This is a genomic window from Bradyrhizobium ottawaense, from assembly GCF_900099825.1.
GTDB classification, from domain to species: domain Bacteria; phylum Pseudomonadota; class Alphaproteobacteria; order Rhizobiales; family Xanthobacteraceae; genus Bradyrhizobium; species Bradyrhizobium ottawaense_A.
In genome coordinates this window covers 3,926,093-3,950,802 of record NZ_LT629693.1, presented here as the reverse complement: position 1 = coordinate 3,950,802, position 24,710 = coordinate 3,926,093, and the positions used below count along the sequence as shown (strand labels likewise).

The window sequence follows — 24,710 nt, the reverse complement described above, 5'->3', positions numbered from 1 at the left end:
TCCATGGCCAGCATAACTATCCGAAAACTCGACGACACCGTCAAAGCCTATCTGCGGCTGCGCTCGGCCAGCAACGGCCGCTCGGTCGAAGAGGAAGTCCGGGTCATCCTCGGGGAGCTGATCCAGGGGCGCCCGGAGCAGCCGGGCGCCACCAGCCCGTCGCCGGCCGCAGCGGCTGCCGTGCCGCCTCCCCGGGCCGTCAGCGCCACCGGCGAGGCCTACGTTACCCTGATCATCGGCGGCGGCATCGCTGCCTACAAGTCGCTGGACCTGATCCGGCGGCTGAAGGAGCGCCACATCAACGTGCGCTGCGTGCTGACCAAGGCCGCGCAGCAATTCGTCACCCCGCTCGCGGCCAGCGCGCTGTCGCATGAGCGCGTCTATACCGACCTGTTCGATCCCGAGAGCGAGTTTGACGCCGGGCATATTCGCCTGGCGCGGGAATGCGATCTGATCGTGGTGGCGCCGGCCACCGCGGACCTGATGGCGAAGATGGCGCAGGGCCATGCCGACGATCTCGCCAGCGCCATCCTGCTTGCCGCCAACCGCCCGATCCTGCTGGCGCCTGCCATGAACCCGCTGATGTGGAACAACGCCGCAACCCGCCGCAACGTCCTGCAGCTTCGCCGCGATGGCGTTGTCATGATCGGTCCCAATGCCGGCGAAATGGCCGAGGCCGGTGAAGCCGGCGTCGGCCGGATGTCGGAGGCCGCCGAAATCGCCGCAGCCGCCGCCGATATCCTGCGTCCGCCGCGCCCCCGCCCGCTCGCCGGCAAGCGCGTGCTGATCACCGCAGGCCCGACACATGAGCCGATCGATCCGGTGCGCTACATTGCCAACCGTTCCTCCGGCAAGCAGGGTTTTGCGATCGCCGCCGCCGCACAGGCCGCTGGCGCCGACGTCACGCTGGTCTCCGGTCCGGTCGAATTGCGCGATCCCGCTGGTGTCACCGTGATCCGGGTCGAATCGGCGCGCGACATGCTGCACAAGGTCGAAGCCGCGCTGCCGGCGGATATTGCAATTTTTGCCGCGGCGGTCGCCGACTGGCGCGTCGCCAATGAAGGCGAGCAGAAGCTGAAGAAAACCGCTGCCGGCATGCCGCCGCTGCAACTGGTCGAAAATCCCGACATCCTGGCGACGATCTCGAAGCTCAAGGAAAAGCGCCCGCCGCTGGTGATCGGCTTTGCCGCCGAGACCGAGCATCTGATCGACAACGCCAAGGCGAAGATCGCGCGAAAAGGCTGCGACTGGATCGTCGCCAACGACGTCTCGCCGGCGTCAGGCGTGATGGGCGGCGACCGCAACACCGTGCATCTCCTGACGCGCGAAGGTGCGGACAAGATCGGCGTCGACAGCATTAACGTGGAGTCCTGGCCGGTCATGACCAAGGAACAGGTCGCGACCGAACTGGTGGCAAAGATAGCAAAGACGGTGGAGAAAACGACGTGAGCGCAACGGTCAAGGTCGACATCCGCCAACTGCCGCACGGCGAAGGTCTCGCATTACCGGCCTATCAGAGCGCCGACGCCGCCGGGCTCGATCTGCTGGCTGCCGTGCCGGCCGAAACACCCCTGATCCTGTCACCGGGAAAATACACGATGGTGCCGACCGGGCTTGTGATCGCGCTGCCACGCGGCTTCGAGGCGCAGGTGCGGCCACGCTCCGGGCTTGCCGCCAAGCATGGCGTTACGGTGCTCAATTCGCCCGGCACGGTGGATGCCGATTATCGCGGCGAAATCAACGTGCTGCTGATCAACCACGGCGATGCGCCGTTCCCGATCAGGCGCGGCGAGCGCATCGCGCAAATGGTGATCGCGCCGGTGACCCAGGCGCAGCTTGTCACCGCTGCCACGCTTTCGGAAACCGACCGCGGCAGCGGCGGGTTCGGTTCCACCGGACGCTGATTCGTTCGAACTCGATTGGCACCTGAGCGGTAATCCGCTCATTTTTTCACAAGCAGATTCACGTTCACGGTCTGGACTCTTACCGGCCGACTCCCGAAGCAGATAATGTCACTCGATTCGTGCACGGCGTGGGGAAGCGCTCGTGCATTCGAGTCGTGCGTTCTGGGGCAAATTATGTCGGGCGTAGTCGCGGCGATGCGTCGAAACCTGCTGTCGTGCACCTCACTGGCGCGCCACGGCCTGCTCGCGCTCGCCGCCGCGCTGTCGGCCGCATCGGAACCCGCCTTTGCCGGCGATTTGACCGTGGAACAGGCGATTTCGGTCTGGTTCAACTTCAATCATCAGGAAGTCGCGGTGCTGACGACGGCGCTGGCGCTCGTTGGCTTTTCCGTGGTGGCGGCGATCCTGTTGATGCACACCCGCGTTCGGGCCACCCGCACCGAACTCGGCCTGCGCGCCAACATCGCTGGATTGCAGGATCAGGCCGACCGGCTGCGCGCGCTGCTGTTCGCCGAGCCGCAAATCCTGATTGCCTGGGCCGCGGGCGAAAACCGGCCACAGATCTCTGGCGACACCTCGCTATTGATCTCGCCCGACGCCGCGCAAAATTCGCCGCAGCGTATTCTCGCTTTTGGAACCTGGCTGCCGCCGGAACCGGCGTTGCAAATGGACCATGCGGTCGACGCGCTGCGCGAGGCCGGCGAAGGCTTCCTGCTCAACCTCTCCACCTCCAACGGCCGCGCGATCGAGGCCATGGGCCGCGCCATCGGCGGACAAGCCATTGTCAGGATTCGTGAACTCGGCGGACTGCGCCGCGAACTCGCCGAATCAAACCTCCGCTACAAGACGCTGCAGGAAGAAACCGAGCTGTTGCGCGACTTCGCCGCCGCCGCGCCCTGGCCGATCTGGGCCAAGAGCACGGAAGGCAACCTTCGCTACGCCAATACGGCCTATGTGCGGGCCACCGAGGGGGCCAGCGTCGCCGACGCGATCCAGCGCAACCTCGAACTGCTCGAAACCGAGCAGCGCAGCGACATGAGCCGGACGCTGAACGGCAATTCCACTTTCAACGCGCGGCTGCCGATCGTGGTCGGCGGCGAGCGGCGCATCTACGATGTCCAGGCCGTGAAGCTGGCCGGCGGCAGCGCCGGCATCGCGATCGACGCCAGTGAGGCGACCTCGCTCCGCGCCGCCATGGACCGGATGGCGGAAGCGCATCGCCGCACCCTCGACCAATTATCGTCCGGCGTGGCTGTTTTCGACGGCCAGCGGCGGCTCGCTTTCTACAACGAATCCTACCGGCGGCTGTGGGGCCTCGATCAGGCATTTCTCGACGCCAACCCCGACGATTCCAGCGTGCTCGACCGGCTGCGCGCCGCGCGCAAACTGCCGGAGCAGCCGGACTTCCGGGCCTGGAAGGCGAAACTGCACGAGGCCTATCGCGCCGTCGAACCCGAAACCTACACCTGGTTCCTGCCGGACGGCCGCGCGGTCAGCGTCGTCACCACGCCGAACCTCGAAGGCGGCGTCACCTATCTGTTCGACAATGTCACCGAAAGCCTCGATCTGGCGCGCCGGTTCGACCGGCTGACCAGGGTCCAGCACGAAACGCTCGACAATCTCGTCGAAGCGGTGGCCGTGTTCGGCAGCAACGGCCGCGTGGAATTGTTCAATCCCGCCTTCGCGAAGATGTGGAAACTGTCCGCTGAATCGCTCAAGGAACAGCCCCACATCGAGACCGTCGAAGCCTGGTGCAAGCCGCTGTTCGACGACCTTGTGGCGTGGCGAACGCTGCGCGAGGCGATCACCGCGATCGACAACCGCGCTCAGGTGGCGCTGAAGCTCGAGCGCAAGGACGGCAGCGTGCTCGACTGCATGACCATGCCGCTGCCCGACGGCGCGACCATGCTGACCTTCCAGGATATCAGCGACACCGAGAACGTCGAACGGGCGCTGCGCGAGCGCAACGAGGCGCTCGAGGCCGCCGACCAGATGAAGGTCGATTTCGTCCACCACGTCTCCTACGAATTGCGCGCGCCGCTCACCACCATCATCGGTTTCGCGCATTTCCTCAGCGACCCCTCGACCGGCCCGCTGACGGCAAAGCAGGCCGAATATCTCGACTACGTCACCAAATCGACCAATGCGCTGCTGGCACTGACCAACAACATTCTCGATCTCGCCACCATCGATGCCGGCGCCATGAAGCTTGAGCTCGGCCCGGTCAATATCGAGAAGGCGATCCGCGATGCCGCCGAAGGCATCCAGGACCGGCTCGCGACCGATCGCATCGAGCTCAAGGTCGACATCGACCCCAGTATCGGCGTCTTCATTGGCGACGAACGCCGCGTCGTGCAGGTGCTCTACAACCTGCTCGCCAATGCGGTCGGCTTCTCGCCGCATGATGCAGCCGTCACGATCAGCGCGCAGCGAAGCGAGCATCGGGTGACCTTCACCGTCACCGATTCCGGCCCCGGCATTCCGCCCGACGTGAAAGACAAGGTGTTCGACTGGTTCGAGAGCCATTCCAACGGCTCGCGCCACCGCGGCGCCGGCCTCGGCCTGTCGCTGGTGCGCTCTTTTGTCGAACTGCATGGCGGCAAGGTACGGGTCGATTCGGCGGTCGGCCAGGGCACGGCGGTTTCCTGCGACTTCCCGATCGATCAGAACGCCCATCGCAACGCCGCCGAATGACCGCGCCCGCGACATTCTCCATAGCGCTCCCGAACGAGACGGCGACCGCGCATCTGATGGCGGACCTCGCGCTTCTGGTCGGCCCCGGCGATGTGATCACGCTGTCGGGCGATCTCGGCGCCGGCAAGACCGCAGCAGCCCGGGCGATGATCCGCTATCTCGCCGACGACGCCGCGCTGGAGGTGCCGAGCCCGACCTTCACGCTGGCGCAGAGCTACGACCTGCCGTTTCCGATCGTTCACGCCGACCTCTATCGCATCAACGATGCCAGCGAGCTGGAGGAGATCGGACTGTCGCCGCTGCCGGAGGGCACGCTGGTCCTGATCGAGTGGCCGGAGCGCGCCCCGGACGCGCTTCCCGAAGATCGCATCGACCTTGCCTTCAGCCATCGTCCGGCGTTCGGATCCTCCGCGCGCGCCGCCGCGATTACCGGCTACGGCAAGGCCGCCGCGCAGGTCGAGAGGCTGAGCGCCCTGCGCTACTTCCTCGATGACGCCGGCTTCACGAATGCGGAGCGGGAGCGCATGCCCGGCGATGCCTCGACGCGTTCCTATGCGCGGCTCGTCCAGGACGGCGACGCCGCCATCCTGATGAACTCGCCGCGGCGTCCGGATGGACCGGCGATCTATGACGGGAAATCCTACAGCGCGGCGGTGCATCTCGCCGAAGACGTCAAGCCGTTCGTCGCCATCGCCAACGGCCTGCGCCGGCATGGCTTCTCGGCGCCCGCGATCCGGCACATCGATCTCGACCAGGGTTTCCTGATCACCGAGGATTTCGGCGACGCTGGTGTGATCGAAGGCGACCCGCCGCGGCCGATCGCCGAGCGCTACGAGGCCGCCGTCGACATGCTGGCGGCGCTGCACCGCGAGACGCTGCCCGAAACGCTGCCGCTGACACCAGAGCTCAGCTACGCCATGCCCGTGTTCGACATCGACGCGTGGCTGGTCGAGATCGGGCTGATGACGGAATGGTATCTCGCCGACCGCGACGCCGAGCTCAGCCGTGAAGGCCGCGAACAATTCGAAGCGATGTGGCGCCAGGTGTTGGCGAAGCCGGCAGCCGCGCTGCGGACGTGGGTGATGCGGGACTTTCATTCCCCCAACATCATCTGGCTCGGCGAACGCACCGGCATCCTGCGCGTCGGCATCATCGACTTCCAGGATGCCGTGCTGGGGCCTGCCGCCTACGATCTGGTGTCGCTGCTGCAGGATGCCCGGATCGATGTCCCGGAGCAGCTCGAGCTGACGCTGTTGACCCGCTACATCAAGGCGCGGCGCGCGGCCGACAGCCAGTTCGACGCCGCCGATTTCGCCGAGCTCTACGCCATCATGTCGGCGCAGCGAAACACGCGCCTGCTCGGCACCTTCGCCCGGCTCAACCGCCGCGACGGAAAGCCGCAATATCTGCGCCACCAGCCCCGGATCTGGACCTATTTGAACCGCTCGCTGGTGCACCCGGCGCTGGCCGGGTTTCGCGACTGGTACGCCGCGAACGTCCCCCCGCCGGTTCCCTGATTTACCACTTGTTAGCCACCTTCCCTTTAAGCTGGAAAAGGCTGTGCTCGCGATATGGGGCAGCCGTCTTGGAAGCGGGAATTCGGCCATGGCGACATCGGAACGGCGCAAGGGTGATCGCGTCACATTCGAGCGCGGCTTTGCCGCGCACATGATGGGCATCGACGGCACCTGGCGGCGCGACTGCGTGATGGAGGACGTCTCCGAGACCGGCGCCAAGCTGACGGTCGATGGTTCCGTCGAGGGTTTGCATCTGAAGGAATTCTTCCTGCTGCTGTCGTCAACCGGGCTCGCCTATCGCCGCTGCGAACTGGCCTGGGTCAATGGCGACCAGATTGGCGTCAATTTCCTGAAGCAGGCCGACAAGAAGAAAAAGGCAGCGGCCAAGCGCGCCGACGCCGAGGCCTGAAGTCGGGGGTGCCGGTGCCGTCGTACAGCCGTCATGTCCGGCGACTATCGCCTGACAGTCGCTGTCACCGGCGAATCACCGTGATATGATCCGTGGCGCGGATTTGGCGCGCCTTTGAGGGTTAGAGAAATTCCCGACATGCCCGTTATCCCCACCAAAGCCATGGTTCTCGCCGCCGGTCTTGGCCTGCGCATGCGCCCGTTGACCGACCACATGCCGAAGCCGCTGGTGCGTGTGGCGGGCCAGCCGTTGCTCGATCACGTGCTGGACAAGCTCGCCGATGCCGGCGTCAGCGAAGCCGTGGTCAACGTGCATTACCTGCCCGACCAGATCATCACGCATACCGCTACCCGCAGCCGCCCCCGTGTCATCATCTCCGATGAACGCGACCAGGTGCTCGGCACCGGCGGCGCCGTGGTCAAGGCGCTGCCTCTGCTGGGCAGCCAGCCGTTCTTCCATCTCAATGCCGACACGATGTGGATCGACGGCGTGCGGCCTAACCTGACGCGGCTGGCCGAAACCTTCGATCCGGCGCGGATGGACATCCTGCTGCTGATGGCGCCGACCACGACCAGCATCGGCTATGCCGGCCGCGGCGACTACGCGATGCTGCCGGATGGTGCGTTGCGCAAACGCAGGGAGCATCAGGTGGTGCCGTTCGTCTATGCCGGCGCGGCCATCCTGTCGCCGTCGCTGTTTGACGGCGCGCCCGCCGGCGAGTTTTCGCTGACGAAGATGTTCGACCGCGCCAACGAACAGGAGCGGCTGTTCGGCCTGCGGCTCGACGGCGTCTGGATGCATGTCGGAACCCCCGATGCGGTCGAGGCCGCGGAAGAGGCGTTTCTGGAGAGCGTGGCGTAAGCTCGCTTCGCAACAGCCGTCGGACCCTCATGGTGAGGAGGCGCATAGCGCCGTCTCGAACCATGTGGTCCGGTCGGTGCCGTTCATCCTTCGAGACGCCTGCTGCGCAGGCTCCTCAGGATGAGGTCTGATAGATCGCCCCGCTCCGCGAAAAGCGAGTGGGAAGAGCGACCTTCGCTCCCTATATTGGCCCCTGACCTCGAATCAGGAAGCCCATGCGCGTTTTCAGCGTTCCCGTCTCCGTGCCGCTGTTGCGCACCGTTATCGCCGCTCTGGTCGATGGCCGGCTGGTCGATGGATTCGAGGCCCGCAACAATCCGTTGAATCTGGCGCGGGCGACGCTCTATCTGCCGACCCGGCGCGCCGGACGGCTGGCGCGGGAAATTTTTCTCGATGAGTTGAAAAGCGATGCCGCGATCCTGCCGCGCATCGTCGCGCTCGGCGACATCGACGAGGATGAGCTGGCGTTTTCGGAAAGCTCCGAACAGTTCGGCGGCACCGCGCCGCTCGACATTCCGCCGCGGCTCGGCGAGCTCGAACGCCGGTTGACGCTGGCGCACCTCGTTGCCGCTTGGGCGAAGGGTCCGGTGCTGGCGCCGCTCGTGGTCGGCGGCCCAGCTTCGACGCTGGCGCTGGCCGGCGACCTGGCGCGGCTGATGGACGACATGGTGACGCGCGGCGTCGCCTGGGAAGCGCTCGACAAACTGGTGCCCGACCAGCTCGACCAATACTGGCAGCACTCGCTGCAATTCCTGCGCATCGCGCGCCAGATATGGCCGGATCATCTGAAGGAAATCGGCAGGATCGAGCCCGCGGAACGGCGCGATCGTCTGATCGACGCGGAAGCCGTGCGCCTCGCCGCGCATCACGACGGCCCGGTGATCGCGGCGGGTTCGACCGGCTCGATGCCCGCGACCGCGAAATTCCTGGCCGTCGTCGCCGGCCTGAAGCAAGGCGCGGTGGTGCTGCCGGGGCTCGATACCGATCTTGACGACGACGCCTGGCAGATCATCGGCGGCGTCAGGGACATCAAGGGCAAATTCACCACGCAGCCCTCGTCGAACCATCCGCAATTCGCGATGCAGGGACTGCTCGACCGCTTCGGCATCCGGCGCCGCGATGTCGAGATCCTGGGCACGCCGGCGGCACAGGGTCGCGACGTGCTGGTCTCGGAGACGATGCGGCCGTCGAGCGCGACCGAGCAATGGCATGACCGGCTGGCGCAGCCGGAGGTATCCGCGAAGATTTCCGCCGGGATGGCCAACCTCGCGGTGGTCGAAGCGCCGAATTCCGAAATGGAGTCGCTGGCGATCGCGATTGCGATGCGCGAGGCGCGGCATCTCGGCAAATCGGCAGCCTTGGTGACGCCGGACCGCGCGCTGGCCCGCCGGGTGATGGCGGCGCTGACCCGCTGGAATCTCGAATTCGACGATTCCGGCGGCGACGCCCTGACAGACACCCCCGCCGGCATTTTTGCGCGCCTCACCGCGGAGGCCGCCGCCAAGGGGCTGGAACCGCCGACCTTGCTGGCGCTGTTGAAGCATCCGCTGCTCCGGCTCGGCGGTGCGCTGGGAACGCTCAAGCGCGCCATCGAAGTGCTCGAACTGGCGGTGCTGCGCGGCACCCGGCCGCAAGCCGGTAGCCAAGGCCTCGCCCGCGACTTCGATCGTTTCCGGAGCGAGCTCAAAAAACTCAACAACGAGGAAACCTCGTCACTTCACCGCTCCGAGCAGCGCGCGAAGTTGAAAGAGGATGAGCTTGATCTGGCCCGATCGCTGATCGCCGCGCTGCAGAAGGCGTTCGCACCGCTGGAGAGCATGGCGCCATCGAGGCCCTATGATTTTGCCGAACTGGCGCAACGCCACCACGAGGTGCTGACCGCGCTTTGCGGCGACCAGGACGGCGTGGCCGTGGTGTTCGAGGGCAGTCAGGGATCGGCACTGGCGGCGGCATTCGACGATCTGCTCGGCGAAGGCAAGCCCAGCGGGCTGATGGTCCAGCTCGGCGATTATCCCGAGGTGTTTCAAACCGCCTTTGCCGACCGCATGGTGCGCCGGCCGGAGCATGCCAATGCGCACCTGCAGATCTACGGCCAGCTCGAAGCGCGCATGACGGAAGCCGATCGTGTCATCCTCGGCGGACTGGTCGAGGGCGTGTGGCCGCCGGCGCCGCGGGTCGATCCATGGCTGAGCCGGCCGATGCGGCATGAACTCGGCCTCGATCTTCCGGAGCGCCGTATCGGCCTCGCCGCGCACGACTTCGCGCAACTGCTCGGGACCAATGAGGTGATTCTCACCCATTCCGCGAAAGTCGGCGGCGCGCCGGCCGTCGCCTCGCGCTTCCTGCACCGGCTCGAAGCCGTCGCCGGCGAAGCGCGCTGGGAAGAAGCGAAGCGTGCCGGCGAAAACTATGTCCGCTTCGCCGATGAACTGGACCGGCCCGAGAAAGTCGAGCCGGTCAAACAGCCCGCGCCAAAGCCGCCGCTGGCAACGCGGCCGCTCAAACTGTCGGTCACCGCAATCGAGGACTGGCTGCGCGATCCCTACACCATCTACGCGAAATATATTTTGCGGCTCGATCCGCTCGATCCCGTCGACATGCCGCTGTCGGCCGCCGATCGCGGCTCGGCGATTCACAATGCGCTCGGGGAATTCACCCAGACCTTTGCCGAAGCACTGCCCGGCGACGTCGTGCAGACGCTGCGCGCCATCGGCGCGAAACATTTTGCCCCGCTGATGGAACGGCCGGAGGCAAAGGCGCTGTGGTGGCCGCGGTTTCAGCGCATTGTCGGCTGGTTCGCCGATTGGGAGCAGGCGCGGCGCGACAGCATCGACAACATCAAGGCCGAGACCCGAGGCGACATCGGAATTTCGCTCGACAATGCGCGGACTTTCGTTCTCTCCGCGCGCGCCGACCGGATCGAGCGACGCCACGACGGCAGCTTTGCGATCCTGGACTACAAGACCGGGCAACCGCCGACCGGCAAGCAGGTGCGCATGGGCCTGTCGCCGCAACTGACGCTGGAGGCCGCGATCCTGCGCAAAGGCGGCTTCAAGGATATTCCGGCGGATTCCTCCGTCGGCGAACTGGTCTATGTCAGGCTCAGCGGCAACAATCCGCCCGGCCTGCAACGGACGCTGGAGCTGAAAATCCGAAACAACGATACGCCACAGCCACCGGATGCTGCGGCCGACGAGGCGCTGCAGAAGCTGGAAGCCCTGATCCGCGCTTTCGAGAACGAGGATCAGGCCTACACCTCCCTGAACCTGTCGATGTGGTCGAACCGCTACGGCGCCTATGACGACCTCGCCCGCATCAAGGAATGGTCTGCAGCCGGCGGCCTGGGAATCGAGGAATGGTGAAGGCCCCGCGCATCATTCCGCCCGCGGTCCGCGCGACGCAGGCGCGCGCCTCCGATCCGGCAGCCTCCGCCTTCGTCTCGGCGAACGCCGGTTCCGGCAAGACGCACGTACTGGTGCAGCGCGTGATCCGGCTGCTGCTCGACGGCGTGGCGCCGGAAAAAATCCTCTGCATCACCTTCACCAAGGCTGCCGCCGCCAATATGGCGGAACGGGTGTTTTCCACCCTCGGTCATTGGGTCACGCTCGATGACGCGGAACTCGATACGGCGATCCGGGAGGCCGGCATCGCCCATCCCAGCGCCAAGCTGCGGCGGGACGCGCGCAAACTGTTTGCCTGTGCGCTGGAAACGCCGGGTGGCTTGAAGGTGCAGACCATCCACGCGCTGTGTACGCGGCTGCTGCAGCAATTCCCGTTCGAGGCCAATGTGCCGGCGCGCTTCGCCGTGCTCGACGACCGCGACCAGAACGAGATGATGGAACGCGCCAATCTCGGGGTATTTTTGGAGGCGTCGCGGCACCCCGACAGCGCCACCGGGCGCGCGCTGATGACGGCGATGGCGAGCGCCGCCGACGTGACCTTCAAGGACGTCGTGCGCGAGGCGTGCCTGAGCCGCGATCACTTCATGGCATGGACCGACGCCGCCGGCAGCGCGCATGCCGCCGCAGCGCAGATTTCCGCAGCCCTCGGCGTCGATCCGAATGACCGCATCGAAGACGTCGAGCGCGCCATCGTCGATGGACCGAACCTGCCGCGGTCGATCTGGCGGGAAATCGCCGGCATTCTCGATACCGGCAGCAAAACCGACCAGGAGCAGGCGCGCCGGTTGCGCGACGCCGTGATCTTCACCGGCGCCGCGCAGGTCGACGAATATTTCGGGGTGTTTCTTACCGAGGCCGATCGCACGCCCCGCAAATCCGTCGTAACGAAGAAATTCATCGACAGCAATCCGGCCCTAGGCCGGCTGTTCGACGCGGAGACCTCCCGGATCGCGCCCCTGATCGAACGCCGCCGTGCGGTCACGGCGCGCGACCGCACCGAGGCGCTGCTGCATATCGCGACTGCGGCGGCGGCGAATTACCGGCGCGAGAAGCAGGAACGCGGCCTGCTCGACTATGACGACCTGATCGACAAGACGCTCGCCATGCTCGACCGCGTCTCCTCCGGCTGGGTGCATTACAAGCTCGACCGCGGCGTCGACCACGTGTTGATTGACGAGGCGCAGGATACCAGCCCGCGGCAGTGGGACATCGTCAAGCATATCACGTCCGAGTTCACGACTGGCGCAGGTGCCCGCGACGGCGTCGTTCGCACGGTCTTTGCTGTCGGAGATGAAAAGCAATCGATCTTTTCGTTTCAAGGCGCGAAGCCGCGCGAGTTCGCCGAAATGCGCCAATATTTTCAAAACAAGCTCCAGGCGGCGCGTCAGAAATTCGAGCCGATTTCCTTCACCTACTCCTTCCGCTCGGGGATGGGCGTACTCCGCGCCGTGGAGAACGCCTTTCACTCTTCCGAGATTTACCAGAGCATCACCACGGACAAGGACGGCATGCCTCGGCATGAGGCGCTTCCCGACGCCGGCCCGAGCCTGATCGATCTCTGGGAACTCGCGGAATCCGACGACAGGCAGGACATCGAGGGCTGGCGCGCGCCGTTCGACGGCGTCTCGCTGACCAGCCCGGAAGTGAAACTGGCGCGACGCATTCAAGCCGAGATCAAGGCGCTGGTCGATGGCGGCACCATGACCGGCAGTACCGGCGCCCGCCGGCCGCTGCGCTACGGCGACATGCTGGTGCTGGTGCGGCGGCGCGGCAATGCGTTCGACGCCGTCATCCAGGCGCTGAAGCACGCCAGTATCCCGGTCGCGGGCGCCGACCGGCTCAAGCTGACCGAGCATATCGCGATCATCGACCTGATGAACCTTGCCGACGCGCTGCTGCTGCCGCAGGACGACCTGGCGCTCGCGGTGGCGCTGAAGAGCCCGCTGTTCGGCCTCACCGATGGCGACCTGTTCAAGCTGGCGCGGGATCGCAAGGGTTCGCTGCGCGCCGCGCTGACCGCCCGCGCCGCGACCGACGGCCTGTTGCGGGATGTGCTGTGGCGGCTCGAACAATGCGAGCGCCGCGTCGTCCACGAGACACCGTTTGCGTTCTACGCCTGGCTGCTCGGCGGCGACGGCGGCCGCGCGCGAATCCTGCAACGGCTCGGACATGAGGCCAACGACGCGCTCGACGAGTTTCTCGAACTGGCGCTGAACTATGAGCGCAAGGCACCGGCCTCGCTGCAGGGCTTCATGGCGTGGCTGCGCGCGGCCGACACCGAAGTGAAGCGCGACATGGAAATCTCGCGCGACGAGGTCCGCGTCATGACCGTGCACGGCGCCAAGGGCCTGGAAGCCTCCGTCGTGTTCCTGGTCGACACCACCACCTCGCCTTCGGACACGCAGCGGCTGAAGCTGATCAACCTGTCCCAGGGAAACGCCGATCCGCATGCGCCCGGCGTCGTGGTGTGGGCCGGGCGCAAGGCCGAGGATCCCTCCTCCGTCGTTGCCGCGCGCGCGGCCATGATCGCCGATACCGAGGACGAATATCGTCGCCTGTTGTACGTGGCGATGACGCGCGCAGCGGACCGGCTGATCGTCGGCGGCTGCATGCCCGGCAACATGAGCACGGTGCGGAAATCCTCCTGGTACGATCTGATCGCCAAGGGTCTCGCGCGTTCCGATCTGCAGGTGCTGGAACTCGAAACGCCAAACGGCAAGGTGACGCGCTACACGCTGGCCGAGGAAGCCGTTCCTGCCACAGGCTCCGCTGCCGCCGCGACGCCAACAGCCGCACCGATCGCACTGCCGACCTGGCTGCTGACACCAGCGCAGCCGGAAACGTCAGCGGACAGCGCGTTGCGGCCTTCCGAACCCACCAATGGAGACAGCCATCCGGTCCGCACCGGCGAATCCATTGCACAGCGGGCCCGTGCGCTTCAGCGCGGGACGCTGGTGCACCGGCTGCTGCAGTCGCTGCCCGATATCGCGGCCTCAAGCCGCCACGATGCGGCACTCGCTTATCTCGCGCGCAACGCCGATGGCTGGACCGAAGATGAGCGCAGGCAGCTGGCGGAAGGCGCGCTGGCATTGATTGCCGACGCACGTTTCGCGCCGGTATTCGCACCCGGCAGCCGCGCCGAGGTCTCGATCGTCGGCCGGCTGGAGCGGCCGCACCGGCAACCGGCGCTGGTTTCGGGGCAGATCGACCGTCTGGTCGTGACCGATCACGAGGTTCTGATCGTCGATTTCAAGACCAACCACGCCCCGCCGACGCACGCAGCCGAGGCGCCGAAGGGATATGTCCGCCAGTTGGCGCTATATCGGGCGGTGCTCGGCAAACTTTATCCCCAGCTGCCGGTTCGTGCCGCGCTGCTTTGGACCGAAACGCCTGAATTCATGGAGATTTCAGCCCCTGCGCTGGACGCGGAGCTGGCCGCCATTATCCAAAGGGATGACCGTGCTTGACCCGGCAAGGTCGCGTTCATAGGTTTGCCGCATGATCCCCGGCGCGATTCTCCAAGCCGCGTCCCTTAATCCAACCGAACGAGGTATTCCCATGGCCGTTGGCAAGGTTTCTGACGCTGATTTCGAAGCCGAAGTGCTCAACGCGACCGGCCCGGTCGTGGTCGATTTCTGGGCCGAATGGTGTGGCCCCTGCCGCATGATCGCGCCCGCGCTTGACGAGATTTCCGGCGCCATGGGCGACAAGGTCAAGATCGTGAAGCTGAACGTCGATGAGAGCCCGAAGACGGCCTCGAAGTACGGCGTGATGTCGATCCCGACCCTGATGATCTTCAAGGGCGGCGAGATGGCCTCGCGCCAGGTCGGCGCCGCGCCGAAGCAGAAGCTGCAGCAGTGGATCACCGCTGCGGTGTGATCGGCTGATACGATCGTTGTTCTGAAGCGGCCGGCTCATCGCCGGCCGTTTTGTTTTATTCAATCCATCCCGTCGCCAGCGCGGACGCCAATTCGGCTTGACCGTTCTGCCTCGCCAGATCGGCCATCGCGGCGTGATCGTACGGCACATGACGAAACGTCACGCGCCAATCGCCGGCGACGAGTTCTAAAATCGCGTAACGCGCATCCGGCGTGCCGGCTTCGATGACATGCGGATATGGATGAATATCGCGATAGCCGGGCGAGCCGACGCTGCCGGGATTGACGACCAGGCGGCCGTCACGAAGCTGGACAGCGCGGGCGACGTGGGTGTGGGCGCACAGGATCAGTGACTGCGTGACCCCCTTGGCTCGCTCCTCGATCGCGTCGAGCGACGACATTCGCACCGTACCGTCAGGCAAGACGGTCTCCAGCCAGTAGATCTCGTCATGCGCGGGCGTGGCGTGGCAGAGGAAGACTTTTTCGCGAAACACCTGCGTCTTCGGCACCGCGCGCAGCCAGTCGAGATGACTGGCATCGAGTTGCGCATGGGCCGGCCGGTCCCATGAACCCATCTTCTCCGGGAGCCGGTCGATCAGATAGCGGTCGTGGTTGCCGAGCACATGCACGGCGTCGAGCGCCATCAGCATGTCCATCGTGCGCCGCGCGTCGAGCGGGCCGCTCGCTATGTCGCCGAGATTGACGATGTCAGTAATTCCCTGCGCGCGGATGTCGGCCAGCACGGCTTCCAGCGCGAGATAATTCCCGTGCACGTCGGCAATCGCGGCAAAACGCATCCTAAATTCCAATCGCTATCTCGACACGCAAATTACTATGCAGGAGGCGTGCCGTTGACAGCGAGGACATGCCCGGCGAGGTAGAGCGAGCCCGTGATCAGGATGCGCGGCGGCACTTCGTAAGCGAGGCGCGACAGCGTCTGCAGCGCGGCTTCGACGCTGGCGGCATTCTCCACGCGCATGCCGAGCGCGCGGGCGGCATCCGCCAGACGGTCCGGCGGCATCGCGTTGCCGCGGCCGGGAATGGGCACCGCCATAATGTGACGCGTCAGCCCGGCGAAATTGGCGAGGAAGGCGCCGGCATCCTTGTTCGCCATCATGCCCGCGATCACGACGAGCGGGCGAGACACCCGTTCCTCGAGATCGCCGAGTGCTGCGGCCGTCACGCGGCCGCCCTCGGCATTGTGGCCACCATCAAGCCAGATCTCGCAACCCGTCGGGCCCTGATCGACCAGCGCGCCCGAGACCAGGCGCTGCATCCGCGCCGGCCATTCCGCGTTGACGATACCGGCCTCGAACGCCGGCATGCCGATCTTGAACGCATCGATCGCACGCAAGGTCGCAATCGCCAGTCCGGCATTGTCGAACTGATGCCGCCCGAACAGCTTTGGCGCCGCCAGATCCATCAGGCCGCGCTCGTCCTGGTAAACCAGCCGGCCGCGCTCGACGCTGACATGCCATTGCTGGCCGGCTGCATGCAGCGGCGCACGCATGCGGCCGGCTTGCGCCTCGATCACCGCCATCGCGTCCGGCGCCTGCTCGGCGCACACCACCGGCACGTTGCGCTTGATGATGGCGGCCTTCTCGCCCGCGATCGCCGTCAGCGAATTGCCGAGAAATTCGGTGTGATCCATGCTGACCGGCGCGATGACGGTAGCCAGCGGCGCCGCGATCACGTTGGTGGAATCAAGCCGGCCACCGAGACCGACCTCCAGCAACACGACATCGGCCGGATGCCGCGCAAACAGACAGAACGCCGCAGCAGTCTCGATTTCAAAGATCGTGACCGGCTCGCCTTTGTTGGCCCGCTCGCAATGCTCCAGCGTTCCGCGCAATTCGTCATCGTCCACCAGCACGCCGCCCTTGTTGCGGCCCAGGCGAAAGCATTCGTTGATCCGAACCAGATACGGCGAGGTAAAAACATGGACGCGCAAGCCGGCGGCTTCGAGGATCGCGCGCAGATAAGCGACCGTCGAGCCCTTGCCGTTGGTGCCCGCGACATGGATGACCGGCGGCAGCCGGCGCTCGGGATGATCGAGCGCCGCCAGCAGCCGGTGCATGCGATCGAGGCTGAGGTCGATTTGACGCGGATGAAGGGCCGACAGCCGCGCGATCAACTGATCGAGCGGTTGGGGTTTGGCGGCAGGCGCGTTCACGCGTGGGGAGCGGCCGGCACCGCATCCGGCGCCTGGACGATCTGGGCCGGGTCGGTGATGACAGGCGCAGGCTTGGAAACAACCTCGATCGCCGGCGATTTGGTCAGGAGACGACAGAGTCTTGCCAGAGTGGGGCGCATCTCGTGGCGATGCACCACCATGTCGACCATGCCATGGTCGCGCAGATATTCGGCGCGCTGAAAACCTTCCGGCAGTTTTTCGCGAATGGTCTGTTCGATCACGCGCGCGCCGGCGAAGCCAATAAGCGCGCCGGGCTCGGCGATCTGCACGTCGCCGAGCATCGCATAGGACGCGGTGACGCCGCCGGTGGTCGGGTTGGTCAGCACCACGATGTAGGGCAGCTTGGCCTCGCGCAACATCTGCACGCCGACGGTGCTGCGCGGCATCTGCATCAGCGACAGGATGCCTTCCTGCATCCGCGCGCCGCCGGAGGCTGCGAACATGATGAACGGCGATTTCTTTTCGACCGCGAGCTCCATCCCGCGCACGATCGCTTCGCCCGCCGCCATGCCGAGCGAGCCGCCCATGAAATCGAAATCCTGCACCGCGATCACGACGCCGGCGCCTTCCAGCTTGCCGAAGCCGACCTTGACGGCGTCGTTCATCCCGGTCTTGGCGCGCGCGTCCTTGATACGGTCGGCGTATTTGCGCTCGTCGCGGAATTTCAGCGGGTCGGCGGTGACGTCGGGCAGCGCGATGTCGTACCAGGTCTGGTTGTCGAACACCGACTTCAGCCGCGCCCCCGCGCCCATGCGCATGTGGTAGTTCGAGCCGGGGATCACGAACTGGTTGGCCTCGACGTCCTTGTAGAACACGAGCTGCCCGGAATCCGGGCACTTGATCCACAAATTCTCCGGCGTCTCGCGCCGCAGGATGCTGCGGATTTTCGGCCGGACGACATTGGTGAGCCAATTCATGTTTCGCTCCGAAATGCGGTTAGACGCATCAACTGGAAGATATGGCGGCCCGGAGTTATTCCGGCAAGCCGCTGTCTTTTAGATTAGGCATGATCTTTTCGGAAAACCGGTACCCACTTTTCCGGATCATGCCCCCGCTTAATTCCATCAAATTATGGCTTATTCCGCGGCCTGTTTCGCTCCACGCACGCCCTGAGCCAACGCGGCGACGAGGTCAGCCACCGCGGTAACGGTTTTGGCGGTCGCGCGACCCTCGGCATCGAGGCTGCCGCGCAAGGCATCGACCAGCGCGGTGCCGACCACGGCGCCATTGGAATTCTCGGCAATCGCCCGCGCCGCTTCCGGCGTGCGGATGCCGAAGCCGACACAAACCGGCAATTTGGTATGCCGCTTGATGCGGGCGACGGCCTCACCGACCGCGCCCGAATCGGCGCTGGCGCTGCCGGTAATGCCGGTGATCGCGACGTAATAGACAAAGCCCGACGTGTTCGCGAGCACCGCGGGCAGGCGCTTGTCGTCGGTGGTCGGCGTCGCCAGACGGATGAAATTCAATCCCGCCTTCATCGCCGGCAGACAGAGTTCGGTATCTTCCTCCGGCGGCAGGTCGACGATGATCAGCCCGTCGACGCCGGCAGTCTTCGCATCGACGAGGAACTTGTCGACGCCGTAGATATAGATCGGATTGTAGTAACCCATCAGCACCAGCGGCGTGGTGTCGTCGTCCTTGCGGAACGCGCGCACCATCTCCAGCGTCTTCTTCAGGGTCATCCCGGCCTTGAGCGCGCGCAAGCCCGCCGCCTGGATCGACGGGCCGTCGGCCATCGGATCGGTAAAGGGCATGCCGATCTCGATCATGTCGGCGCCGGCCTTCGGCAGCGCCTTGATGATGTCGAGCGCGGTTTTCGGATCGGGATCGCCGGCCATCACAAAGGTAACGAAAGCCGAGCGGCCCTGTTTGGCGAGTTCGGCAAAGCGTGCGTCGATACGGGTGGTCACTTCTTCTTGCCCTTCAGGATGTCGCCGACCTGCGGCACGTCCTTGTCGCCGCGGCCGGAGAGGTTGACCACCATCAGATGATCCTTCGGCCGCTTCGGCGCGAGGTCCATGACTTTGGCGATGGCGTGTGCCGGCTCCAGCGCGGGGATGATGCCTTCCAGCCGCGACAGCAGCTGGAACGCCGCCAGCGCCTCGTCGTCGGTCGCCGACAGATAGGTGACGCGGCCGGTCTCGTGCAGCCAGGAATGCTCCGGGCCGATGCCGGGATAATCGAGCCCCGCCGAGATCGAATGTGCATCCTGAATCTGGCCGTCGTCATCCATCAGCAGATAGGTGCGGTTGCCGTGCAGCACGCCCGGCCGGCCGCCCGCGATCGAAGCCGCGTGCAGTTGGGTGAGGCCATGACCGGCGGCCTCAACGCCGAAGATCTCGATGGAGGGATCGTCGAGGAAGGGATGAAACAGGCCCATCGCATTGGAGCCGCCGCCGATGCAGGCGATCAGCGAATCCGGCAAGCGCCCCTCGGTCTCCTGCATCTGCTTGCGGGTCTCGATGCCGATGATCGACTGGAAGTCGCGCACCATCATCGGATAGGGATGCGGGCCCGCGACGGTGCCGATGCAGTAGAAGGTGTTGTGCACGTTGGTGACCCAATCGCGCAGCGCATCGTTCATCGCGTCCTTGAGCGTGCGCGAGCCCGACTGCACCGGGACCACCTTGGCGCCCAGCATTTCCATGCGGATGACGTTGGGCTGCTGCCGTTCGACGTCGACCGCGCCCATGTAGACGATGCATTCGAGCCCGAACCGCGCGCACAAAGTTGCGGTCGCGACGCCATGCTGGCCGGCGCCGGTCTCGGCGATGATGCGCTTCTTGCCCATGCGGCGCGCGACCATGATCTGGCCGAGCACGTTGTTGACCTTGTGCGAGCCGGTGTGATTGAGCTCCTCGCGCTTCAAATAGATCTTCGCGCCGCCGAGATGCTCGGTCAGGCGTTCGGCGAAATACAGCGGCGACGGCCGGCCGACATAGTCCTTGAGATAGCCGTTCATCTCGGCCTGGAATGACGGATCGGCCTTGGCGTCGGCATAGGCCCTTTCGAGGTCGAGGATCAGCGGCATCAGCGTTTCCGCGACAAAGCGGCCGCCGAAGATGCCGAAATGCCCGCGCTCGTCAGGACCGCTGCGGAAGGAATTGGGCAGGTTTGGATTCATCGGACCATCAGCTCTTCGGTGGCGCGCGCGGCGCGAATAAATTTCAGGATCATCTCGGGATCCTTGTGACCTGGCGACCGCTCGACGCCGGAGGAGACGTCAACGCCGCCGGCGCGGGTGACGCGAATGGCCTCCGCGACGTTGTCGGGGTTAAGCCCGCCTGAAACCATATACGGCAGTTTGAGATCGAGTTTCGAAAGCAACTGCCAGTCGAATACGGCGCCGAGGCCGCCGGGGCGGGTGGCGCCCTTCGGCGCGCGGGCATCGAACAGGATCCGGTCGGCAACGTCGGCAAAGCCCGGCAGTGCGGCGAGGTCGGCCGACGTTTCGACCGCGATCACCTTCATGACCGGCAGGCCGAACCTGGCCTTGACGTCGCGCAGCCGTGCGATGGTTTCCTTGCCGTGCAACTGCAGCAGATCCGGCTGCAGGGTTTCGACGATATTGGAAAGCGTCGCATCGTCGGCATCGACCGTCAGCGCCACCTTGGTGGCCCGGCCCTTGGCCTGCTTGCCGAGCTCACGCGCGGTTTCGAGGCTGAGGTGCCGTGGCGACGGCGGGAAGAACACGAAACCCACCATGTCGGCGCCGGCTCCGAGCGCGACGTCGAGCGTCTCGCGCGTGGACAGGCCGCAAATTTTGACAAGCAGGGACATGGTCTCTCGGGGGCGGATTTGAAGCCGCGATGGCCGGTTTGGAACGGAGCTTAAGGGGCGGGTTCTACAACGTCGCGCCCAGCTTGTCTCGCCCGGCGGCCCCGTAAATCCCGCGCTGGGCCGGTGCCGGAAGCTGCTGCGGCTGGCCCCGGGAAGCTGCCGCCGCAGCCCGTAAATCGGCGGTTTCGGCCCGGGCCCTGCGGGCATCGGCCTCATGCTGGCGGGCCGCGCGGCGCCAGTGGCGCTGCCGGAACCAGGTCGCCATGCCGCCTGCCGCCACCCCCAGAATGGCGGCCACGATGATCACCACGAACAGCGGCAGCGTCACCGCGACCGAGGGATCGGCGGAATTGAACGGATCGAACGACACCGTCACCAGATAGCGATTGGCGACCGCGAAGACGATGAAGATGAGCCCTAAGGGAATGACGACCAGCGCCGTTAGAAACTTTCGCATGACCATCTCTCGGTGTGATGGAGCTCGGCGGGCCCAAGCCGCGTAGGGTACGTCTCGCAGGGCTCGTCAGGTTCCGCAACACGGCTACAGATCGTCTGGCCCCCAAGGGGAGCCTTACGCGCCGGCCTCCGGCGCGCCGCCCTCGCGGTTCAGCCGCTCACGCATTTCCTTGCCGGTCTTGAAGAACGGGACGCTCTTCTGGTCGACCGGCACATGCGCGCCGGTACGCGGGTTGCGCCCCGCGCGCGCCGGACGATGCTTGACCGAGAAAGCGCCGAACCCGCGCAGCTCGACACGGTCGCCACGCGCCAGGGCAGCGACGATCTCATCGAGGATCGCGTTCACAATGTTCTCCACATCCCGCTGATAGAGATGCGGGTTGTGCTCGGCGATGCGCTGAACAAGCTCGGATTTGATCATCGAAACTGGGATCCACGGTCGTGCGGGTATCCATTTCCGTGAAAATGCCTTGAACTGTCAAGACGCTAAATCAATTTTGGACGTCGCGAAATGACGTGACAAACGGTCCGGAAGGGGATTGGGGCAATACTCGCAATGCGGGAGAATCGTCCCGCACTGCCCCATCACGGTTCAATTGGAGGCCGCGGGCCGCCACAAGGCCAACATCCCGTCGAGCCGGAGCTGGTCGACCGCCTGTGCGACGCCGGCCTGCTCGATTTGCCGCGCGACGGTGCCCAGACCGAGGGCATCGAGCGTGATGGAGGCCGCTGTTCGCAGGAAAGTCAGGTCGCCGAAGCGCGGGCTGAGCTTGTAATCGCGCACCGGCAGGTCACTCTTGACCTTCTTTTCGGCAACCAGCCAGGCAACCGCGGCTTTTTCATCGCCGAGCTGATCGATCAGCTTCAGTTCCACCGCCTGGCGGCCGGTGAACACACGTCCGTCCGCGACCTTTTCGAGCAGCGCGTCGTCCATCCCGCGCCGCGTCTTCACGAGGTCGCGGAACCAGGCGTAGGAGTCCTTCACCAGCGCGTCGAGGGCGGCACGGGCTTCCGGGCTGGTCGGCTCAAACCCGTTCGGCGCAGCCTTTAACGGCGAGGATTTCACTTCCTCGACCTTGACGCCGACGGTCTTCAACAACTCGGTGAAATTCGGGAATTGAAACAACACGCCGATCGAACCGACCAGCGAGCTCTGCTGGGCGATGATGCGATCGGCCGCGATCGCCGCGATATATCCGCCGGAAGCCGCCAGCCCCTCGACCACCACGACCAGCGGCTTCTTGGCCTTCAGGCGCACCAGCGCATCATAAAGTTGCTCGGAGCCGGCCGTGGTGCCGCCAGGCGAATTGATGTGGACGATGACGGCGGCCGCCTGCGACTTCTCCAGCCGCTCCAGCGCCTGGACCCGCTCCTGGTCGCTGCGAATCAGCCCCTCGATGTTGACGCGCGCGATCGACCCCGACGAGGTCAGCGAAGCGCGGCCGCCCGGCGTCGCGATCACGCCGACGGCTATGACCGCCGCGATCGCGACCACGGCGGCGAAGACGCGCCAGAAGGTCAGCTTGCGGCGGATCCTGCGGCGATCGACGATCACATCCGAATCGAGCGACATCGAAATTCTCCCAAAATATCCCGCGCGTTTTGCAGCCGCAGCGCTAGCGAAGCGTTATCCAGATACATCAATTGCGATCCAATATGAAGAAAACAAGGCCCCGTCGTCGTCCCCGCGAAGGCGGGGACCCATAACCACAGGCGATCGTTGCTGCATTCGATGTTGCTTCAGCCCCGCTCACATCATTCCCTCGGTGGTTATGGGTCCCGGCTCGCGCTTCGCTTGGCCGGGACGACGAAGGCAATCGGGATAGGGGGGAGCCTCACAGCTCCGCCCCTCCCACACCACCGGACATACGGGTCCGTATCCGGCGGTTCGGTGGATCATGCGGTCTGTGGTGCCGCGACGGAAGTTAGGCCGAGTGCACTGAAGAACGCGATTGGCATGGCGATGGTGAGCGCGGGGCTGTTTGCGAGCCGCCAAGGGCCATGTGGGCTGCCGGCGGTTTGTGCCGCCAGATCCCGGCCGACGCCGCAGCGTCGCAACTCGGCAAAGCGAGTGTCACCCCGTTTCCATTGTTTCCAGGCGATGGCGCGCAACCGCCGCCTGAGCCACTCATTAAGCGCGCGCAACACTGACGGTGTTTGGCAGAAGCCGAAGTAGCCGCGCCACCCGATCAGGTAGACCGACAGCTTCTTGACGATCTGCGCGAGGCTTTGCCCGCACGTGCGCCGCGTCAGCTCCCGGACTTTTGCTTTGAAGCGGGCGATCGCCTGCGGCGCGATGCGCCGCCGTGGCTCTTTCCCGCCGGTGAAGCTGAAGCCCAGGAACTTGCGGACACTCGGTTTGGCGACCGCGCTCTTGGCTTTGTTGATCTTGAGCTTGAGACGCTTTTCCAGGAACTTCTCGATGCCGGCCAGTACCCGCTCGCCCGCCTTCTGACTGCGCACATAAATGTTGCAGTCATCAGCATAGCGCACGAAGCGGTGACCGCGCTTCTCCAATTCCTTGTCCAGCACATCCAGCATCAGGTTCGACAACAGCGGCGAGAGCGGTCCGCCTTGCGGCGTACCCTCCTCCGTCGGACTGACCAGTCCTCCCTCCATCACCCCCGCATTCAAGAATGCGCGGATGAGCTTCAGGAGGCGCTTGTCAGCGACCCGCTTGGCAACCAGCCCCATCAGGATGTCGTGGTTGACCCGGTCGAAGAACTTTTCCAGATCGATATCCACGACGACGGCATGCCCGGACGCGATATACGCCTGCGCCCGTTCCACCGCCTGATGCGCCGAGCGGCCCGGCCTAAAGCCGAAGCTTGTCTCGGAGAACGTTCCGTCCCAGTCCGCTTGCAGCACCTGCATCACCGCCTGCTGGATGAACCGGTCGAGCACCGTCGGAATGCCGAGCGGCCGCAGGCCGCCCGACGCCTTCGGTATCTCCACCCGCCGCACCGGCTGTGGCTGGTAGGTGTCCTCAAGCAGTTGGGCTCGGATCGCGAGCCAGTGCTCCTTCAGGTAGGCCGGCAGTTCGCCGGCGGTGATCCCGTCGACGCCCGCCGCACCCTTGTTGCGCGTTACTCGCGCCAACGCTTTCTTCAGGTTCTCACGCTCGATCACTACTTCCATCGACGGTCCCGCGACCGCCGGGCGTTCGAGACAGGCTTTCGCCGTGCCGGCTTCAGTCCCTTGGGAGGGGGCGCTTCGGGCTTCACCCGACGCGTCGCGGCCCAAGTCCAGTGTTTGCTGTGTCTTCTGCTGCACGGTCTGCACGAGATTGCCGCTCTACTGACCTCTTCCACCGTTCAGGCCTTCGGCGGCGCGCGACCGCCTACTATGCCCTCTGCTGACTTCTGCGCGGCGATCAGGCCGCCTTACGACAGCCTCAGTCCCGTTGCCGGGACACCGCGCAGACCTCCCGAGGTAAGACCGACCGCCTTCGCCGCACGCCCGCCGGATTTACCACCCCGGCCCTTGATGACCATGGACTTCGCGATCATGTGCTCGCTCGTCCGCCCGGGTAGGCCTCGTTATCCGGTACTTGTCCATCGAGCCGCGGTTTTGCTCCACGCTTTCTTCAGACCCCACCTCGCGGTGACGCCCT

General features: G+C 65.4%; 18 protein-coding genes and 1 pseudogene. 9 read left to right on the top strand and 10 right to left on the bottom strand.

All coding sequences use genetic code 11. The features are described from left to right. Nucleotides 1-3 precede the first annotated feature (3 nt). The 9 genes and pseudogenes from coaBC to trxA all read left to right on the top strand — a co-directional run bounded on the left by coaBC (nt 4) and on the right by trxA (nt 14,665). Nucleotides 4-1,449 (top strand): bifunctional phosphopantothenoylcysteine decarboxylase/phosphopantothenate--cysteine ligase CoaBC, encoded by a 1,446-nt coding sequence (gene coaBC / locus BLR13_RS18450; RefSeq protein WP_074820821.1) that lies wholly within the window; start codon nt 4-6, stop codon nt 1,447-1,449. Beyond that, a complete protein-coding gene (dut, locus tag BLR13_RS18445; protein WP_074820824.1) occupies nt 1,446-1,904 on the top strand; it encodes a dUTP diphosphatase in 459 nt (152 codons plus the stop codon). Before coaBC ends, dut begins: the two co-directional genes overlap by 4 nt. A 174-nt stretch (nt 1,905-2,078) precedes the next feature. Then, the gene (locus BLR13_RS18440; protein ID WP_074820829.1) at nt 2,079-4,598 is read left to right on the top strand and encodes a PAS domain-containing sensor histidine kinase; all 2,520 of its coding nucleotides are present in this window, start codon (nt 2,079-2,081) and stop codon (nt 4,596-4,598) included. Continuing rightward, entirely contained in the window at nt 4,595-6,115 is a 1,521-nt protein-coding gene (gene tsaE / locus BLR13_RS18435) for a tRNA (adenosine(37)-N6)-threonylcarbamoyltransferase complex ATPase subunit type 1 TsaE (RefSeq protein WP_074820832.1), read from the top strand. The genes BLR13_RS18440 and tsaE overlap by 4 nt, the downstream gene beginning before the upstream one ends. An 88-nt stretch (nt 6,116-6,203) precedes the next feature. Then, nucleotides 6,204-6,524 (top strand): PilZ domain-containing protein, encoded by a 321-nt coding sequence (locus BLR13_RS18430; protein WP_074820835.1) that lies wholly within the window; start codon nt 6,204-6,206, stop codon nt 6,522-6,524. A 138-nt stretch (nt 6,525-6,662) separates the two neighbouring features. After that, nucleotides 6,663-7,385, top strand: coding sequence for a nucleotidyltransferase family protein (locus BLR13_RS18425; RefSeq protein WP_074820838.1), 723 nt, complete (start codon nt 6,663-6,665; stop codon nt 7,383-7,385). A 215-nt stretch (nt 7,386-7,600) separates the two neighbouring features. Next, a complete protein-coding gene (gene addB / locus BLR13_RS18420) occupies nt 7,601-10,747 on the top strand; it encodes a double-strand break repair protein AddB (RefSeq protein ID WP_074820841.1) in 3,147 nt (1,048 codons plus the stop codon). Beyond that, a pseudogene (addA, locus tag BLR13_RS18415) lies at nt 10,741-14,275 on the top strand (double-strand break repair helicase AddA). The gene addB and the pseudogene addA overlap by 7 nt, the downstream one beginning before the upstream one ends. Nucleotides 14,276-14,344: 69 nt before the next feature. Beyond that, nucleotides 14,345-14,665 carry a thioredoxin gene (trxA, locus tag BLR13_RS18410; protein WP_027538091.1) on the top strand — a complete coding sequence of 107 codons (321 nt, stop codon included), beginning with the start codon at nt 14,345-14,347 and terminating at the stop codon, nt 14,663-14,665. 55 nt (nt 14,666-14,720) lie between these two features. Here trxA and BLR13_RS18405 read toward each other — a convergent pair whose 3' ends face one another. From BLR13_RS18405 to ltrA, 10 genes are all read right to left on the bottom strand, one after another. Next, on the bottom strand, nt 14,721-15,461 hold the full coding sequence (locus BLR13_RS18405; protein ID WP_074820847.1) for a metallophosphoesterase family protein: 741 nt from the start codon (nt 15,459-15,461) through the stop codon (nt 14,721-14,723). A 35-nt stretch (nt 15,462-15,496) separates the two neighbouring features. Further along, the gene (locus BLR13_RS18400; RefSeq protein ID WP_074820849.1) at nt 15,497-16,837 is read right to left on the bottom strand and encodes a bifunctional folylpolyglutamate synthase/dihydrofolate synthase; all 1,341 of its coding nucleotides are present in this window, start codon (nt 16,835-16,837) and stop codon (nt 15,497-15,499) included. Then, nucleotides 16,834-17,775: an acetyl-CoA carboxylase, carboxyltransferase subunit beta gene (accD, locus tag BLR13_RS18395; RefSeq protein WP_074820851.1), complete on the bottom strand. Its 942-nt coding sequence runs from the start codon at nt 17,773-17,775 to the stop codon at nt 16,834-16,836. The genes BLR13_RS18400 and accD overlap by 4 nt, the downstream gene beginning before the upstream one ends. Nucleotides 17,776-17,934: 159 nt before the next feature. After that, the gene (gene trpA / locus BLR13_RS18390) at nt 17,935-18,771 is read right to left on the bottom strand and encodes a tryptophan synthase subunit alpha (protein ID WP_074820854.1); all 837 of its coding nucleotides are present in this window, start codon (nt 18,769-18,771) and stop codon (nt 17,935-17,937) included. Then, the gene (gene trpB, locus BLR13_RS18385) at nt 18,768-19,985 is read right to left on the bottom strand and encodes a tryptophan synthase subunit beta (protein ID WP_074820856.1); all 1,218 of its coding nucleotides are present in this window, start codon (nt 19,983-19,985) and stop codon (nt 18,768-18,770) included. Before trpB ends, trpA begins: the two co-directional genes overlap by 4 nt. Continuing rightward, nucleotides 19,982-20,641 (bottom strand): phosphoribosylanthranilate isomerase, encoded by a 660-nt coding sequence (locus BLR13_RS18380; RefSeq protein ID WP_074820859.1) that lies wholly within the window; start codon nt 20,639-20,641, stop codon nt 19,982-19,984. Before BLR13_RS18380 ends, trpB begins: the two co-directional genes overlap by 4 nt. A gap of 64 nt (nt 20,642-20,705) precedes the next feature. Further along, nucleotides 20,706-21,098 carry a lipopolysaccharide assembly protein LapA domain-containing protein gene (locus tag BLR13_RS18375; protein ID WP_074820864.1) on the bottom strand — a complete coding sequence of 131 codons (393 nt, stop codon included), beginning with the start codon at nt 21,096-21,098 and terminating at the stop codon, nt 20,706-20,708. A gap of 114 nt (nt 21,099-21,212) precedes the next feature. Then, entirely contained in the window at nt 21,213-21,518 is a 306-nt protein-coding gene (locus BLR13_RS18370; RefSeq protein ID WP_074820867.1) for an integration host factor subunit beta, read from the bottom strand. Between the two features lie 171 nt (nt 21,519-21,689). After that, nucleotides 21,690-22,670, bottom strand: coding sequence for a signal peptide peptidase SppA (sppA, locus tag BLR13_RS18365; RefSeq protein ID WP_074820870.1), 981 nt, complete (start codon nt 22,668-22,670; stop codon nt 21,690-21,692). Between the two features lie 323 nt (nt 22,671-22,993). Further along, nucleotides 22,994-24,379 carry a group II intron reverse transcriptase/maturase gene (ltrA, locus tag BLR13_RS18360; protein WP_244525128.1) on the bottom strand — a complete coding sequence of 462 codons (1,386 nt, stop codon included), beginning with the start codon at nt 24,377-24,379 and terminating at the stop codon, nt 22,994-22,996. Between the last annotated feature and the right edge of the window lie 331 nt (nt 24,380-24,710).

Excerpts from the sequence above, each read along its gene's own strand:
- BLR13_RS18380 (WP_074820859.1), bottom strand. The coding sequence starts at position 20,641 with ATGTCCCTGCTTGTCAAAATTTGCGGCCTGTCCACGCGCGAGACGCTC.
- coaBC (WP_074820821.1), top strand. The coding sequence starts at position 4 with ATGGCCAGCATAACTATCCGAAAACTCGACGACACCGTCAAAGCCTAT.
- sppA (WP_074820870.1), bottom strand. The coding sequence starts at position 22,670 with ATGTCGCTCGATTCGGATGTGATCGTCGATCGCCGCAGGATCCGCCGC.
- accD (WP_074820851.1), bottom strand. The coding sequence starts at position 17,775 with ATGAATTGGCTCACCAATGTCGTCCGGCCGAAAATCCGCAGCATCCTG.
- BLR13_RS18440 (WP_074820829.1), top strand. The coding sequence starts at position 2,079 with ATGTCGGGCGTAGTCGCGGCGATGCGTCGAAACCTGCTGTCGTGCACC.
- trpB (WP_074820856.1), bottom strand. The coding sequence starts at position 19,985 with ATGAATCCAAACCTGCCCAATTCCTTCCGCAGCGGTCCTGACGAGCGC.
- BLR13_RS18375 (WP_074820864.1), bottom strand. The coding sequence starts at position 21,098 with ATGCGAAAGTTTCTAACGGCGCTGGTCGTCATTCCCTTAGGGCTCATC.
- BLR13_RS18370 (WP_074820867.1), bottom strand. The coding sequence starts at position 21,518 with ATGATCAAATCCGAGCTTGTTCAGCGCATCGCCGAGCACAACCCGCAT.
- BLR13_RS18405 (WP_074820847.1), bottom strand. The coding sequence starts at position 15,461 with ATGCGTTTTGCCGCGATTGCCGACGTGCACGGGAATTATCTCGCGCTG.
- addB (WP_074820841.1), top strand. The coding sequence starts at position 7,601 with ATGCGCGTTTTCAGCGTTCCCGTCTCCGTGCCGCTGTTGCGCACCGTT.
- BLR13_RS18430 (WP_074820835.1), top strand. The coding sequence starts at position 6,204 with ATGGCGACATCGGAACGGCGCAAGGGTGATCGCGTCACATTCGAGCGC.
- tsaE (WP_074820832.1), top strand. The coding sequence starts at position 4,595 with ATGACCGCGCCCGCGACATTCTCCATAGCGCTCCCGAACGAGACGGCG.
- trxA (WP_027538091.1), top strand. The coding sequence starts at position 14,345 with ATGGCCGTTGGCAAGGTTTCTGACGCTGATTTCGAAGCCGAAGTGCTC.
- BLR13_RS18425 (WP_074820838.1), top strand. The coding sequence starts at position 6,663 with ATGCCCGTTATCCCCACCAAAGCCATGGTTCTCGCCGCCGGTCTTGGC.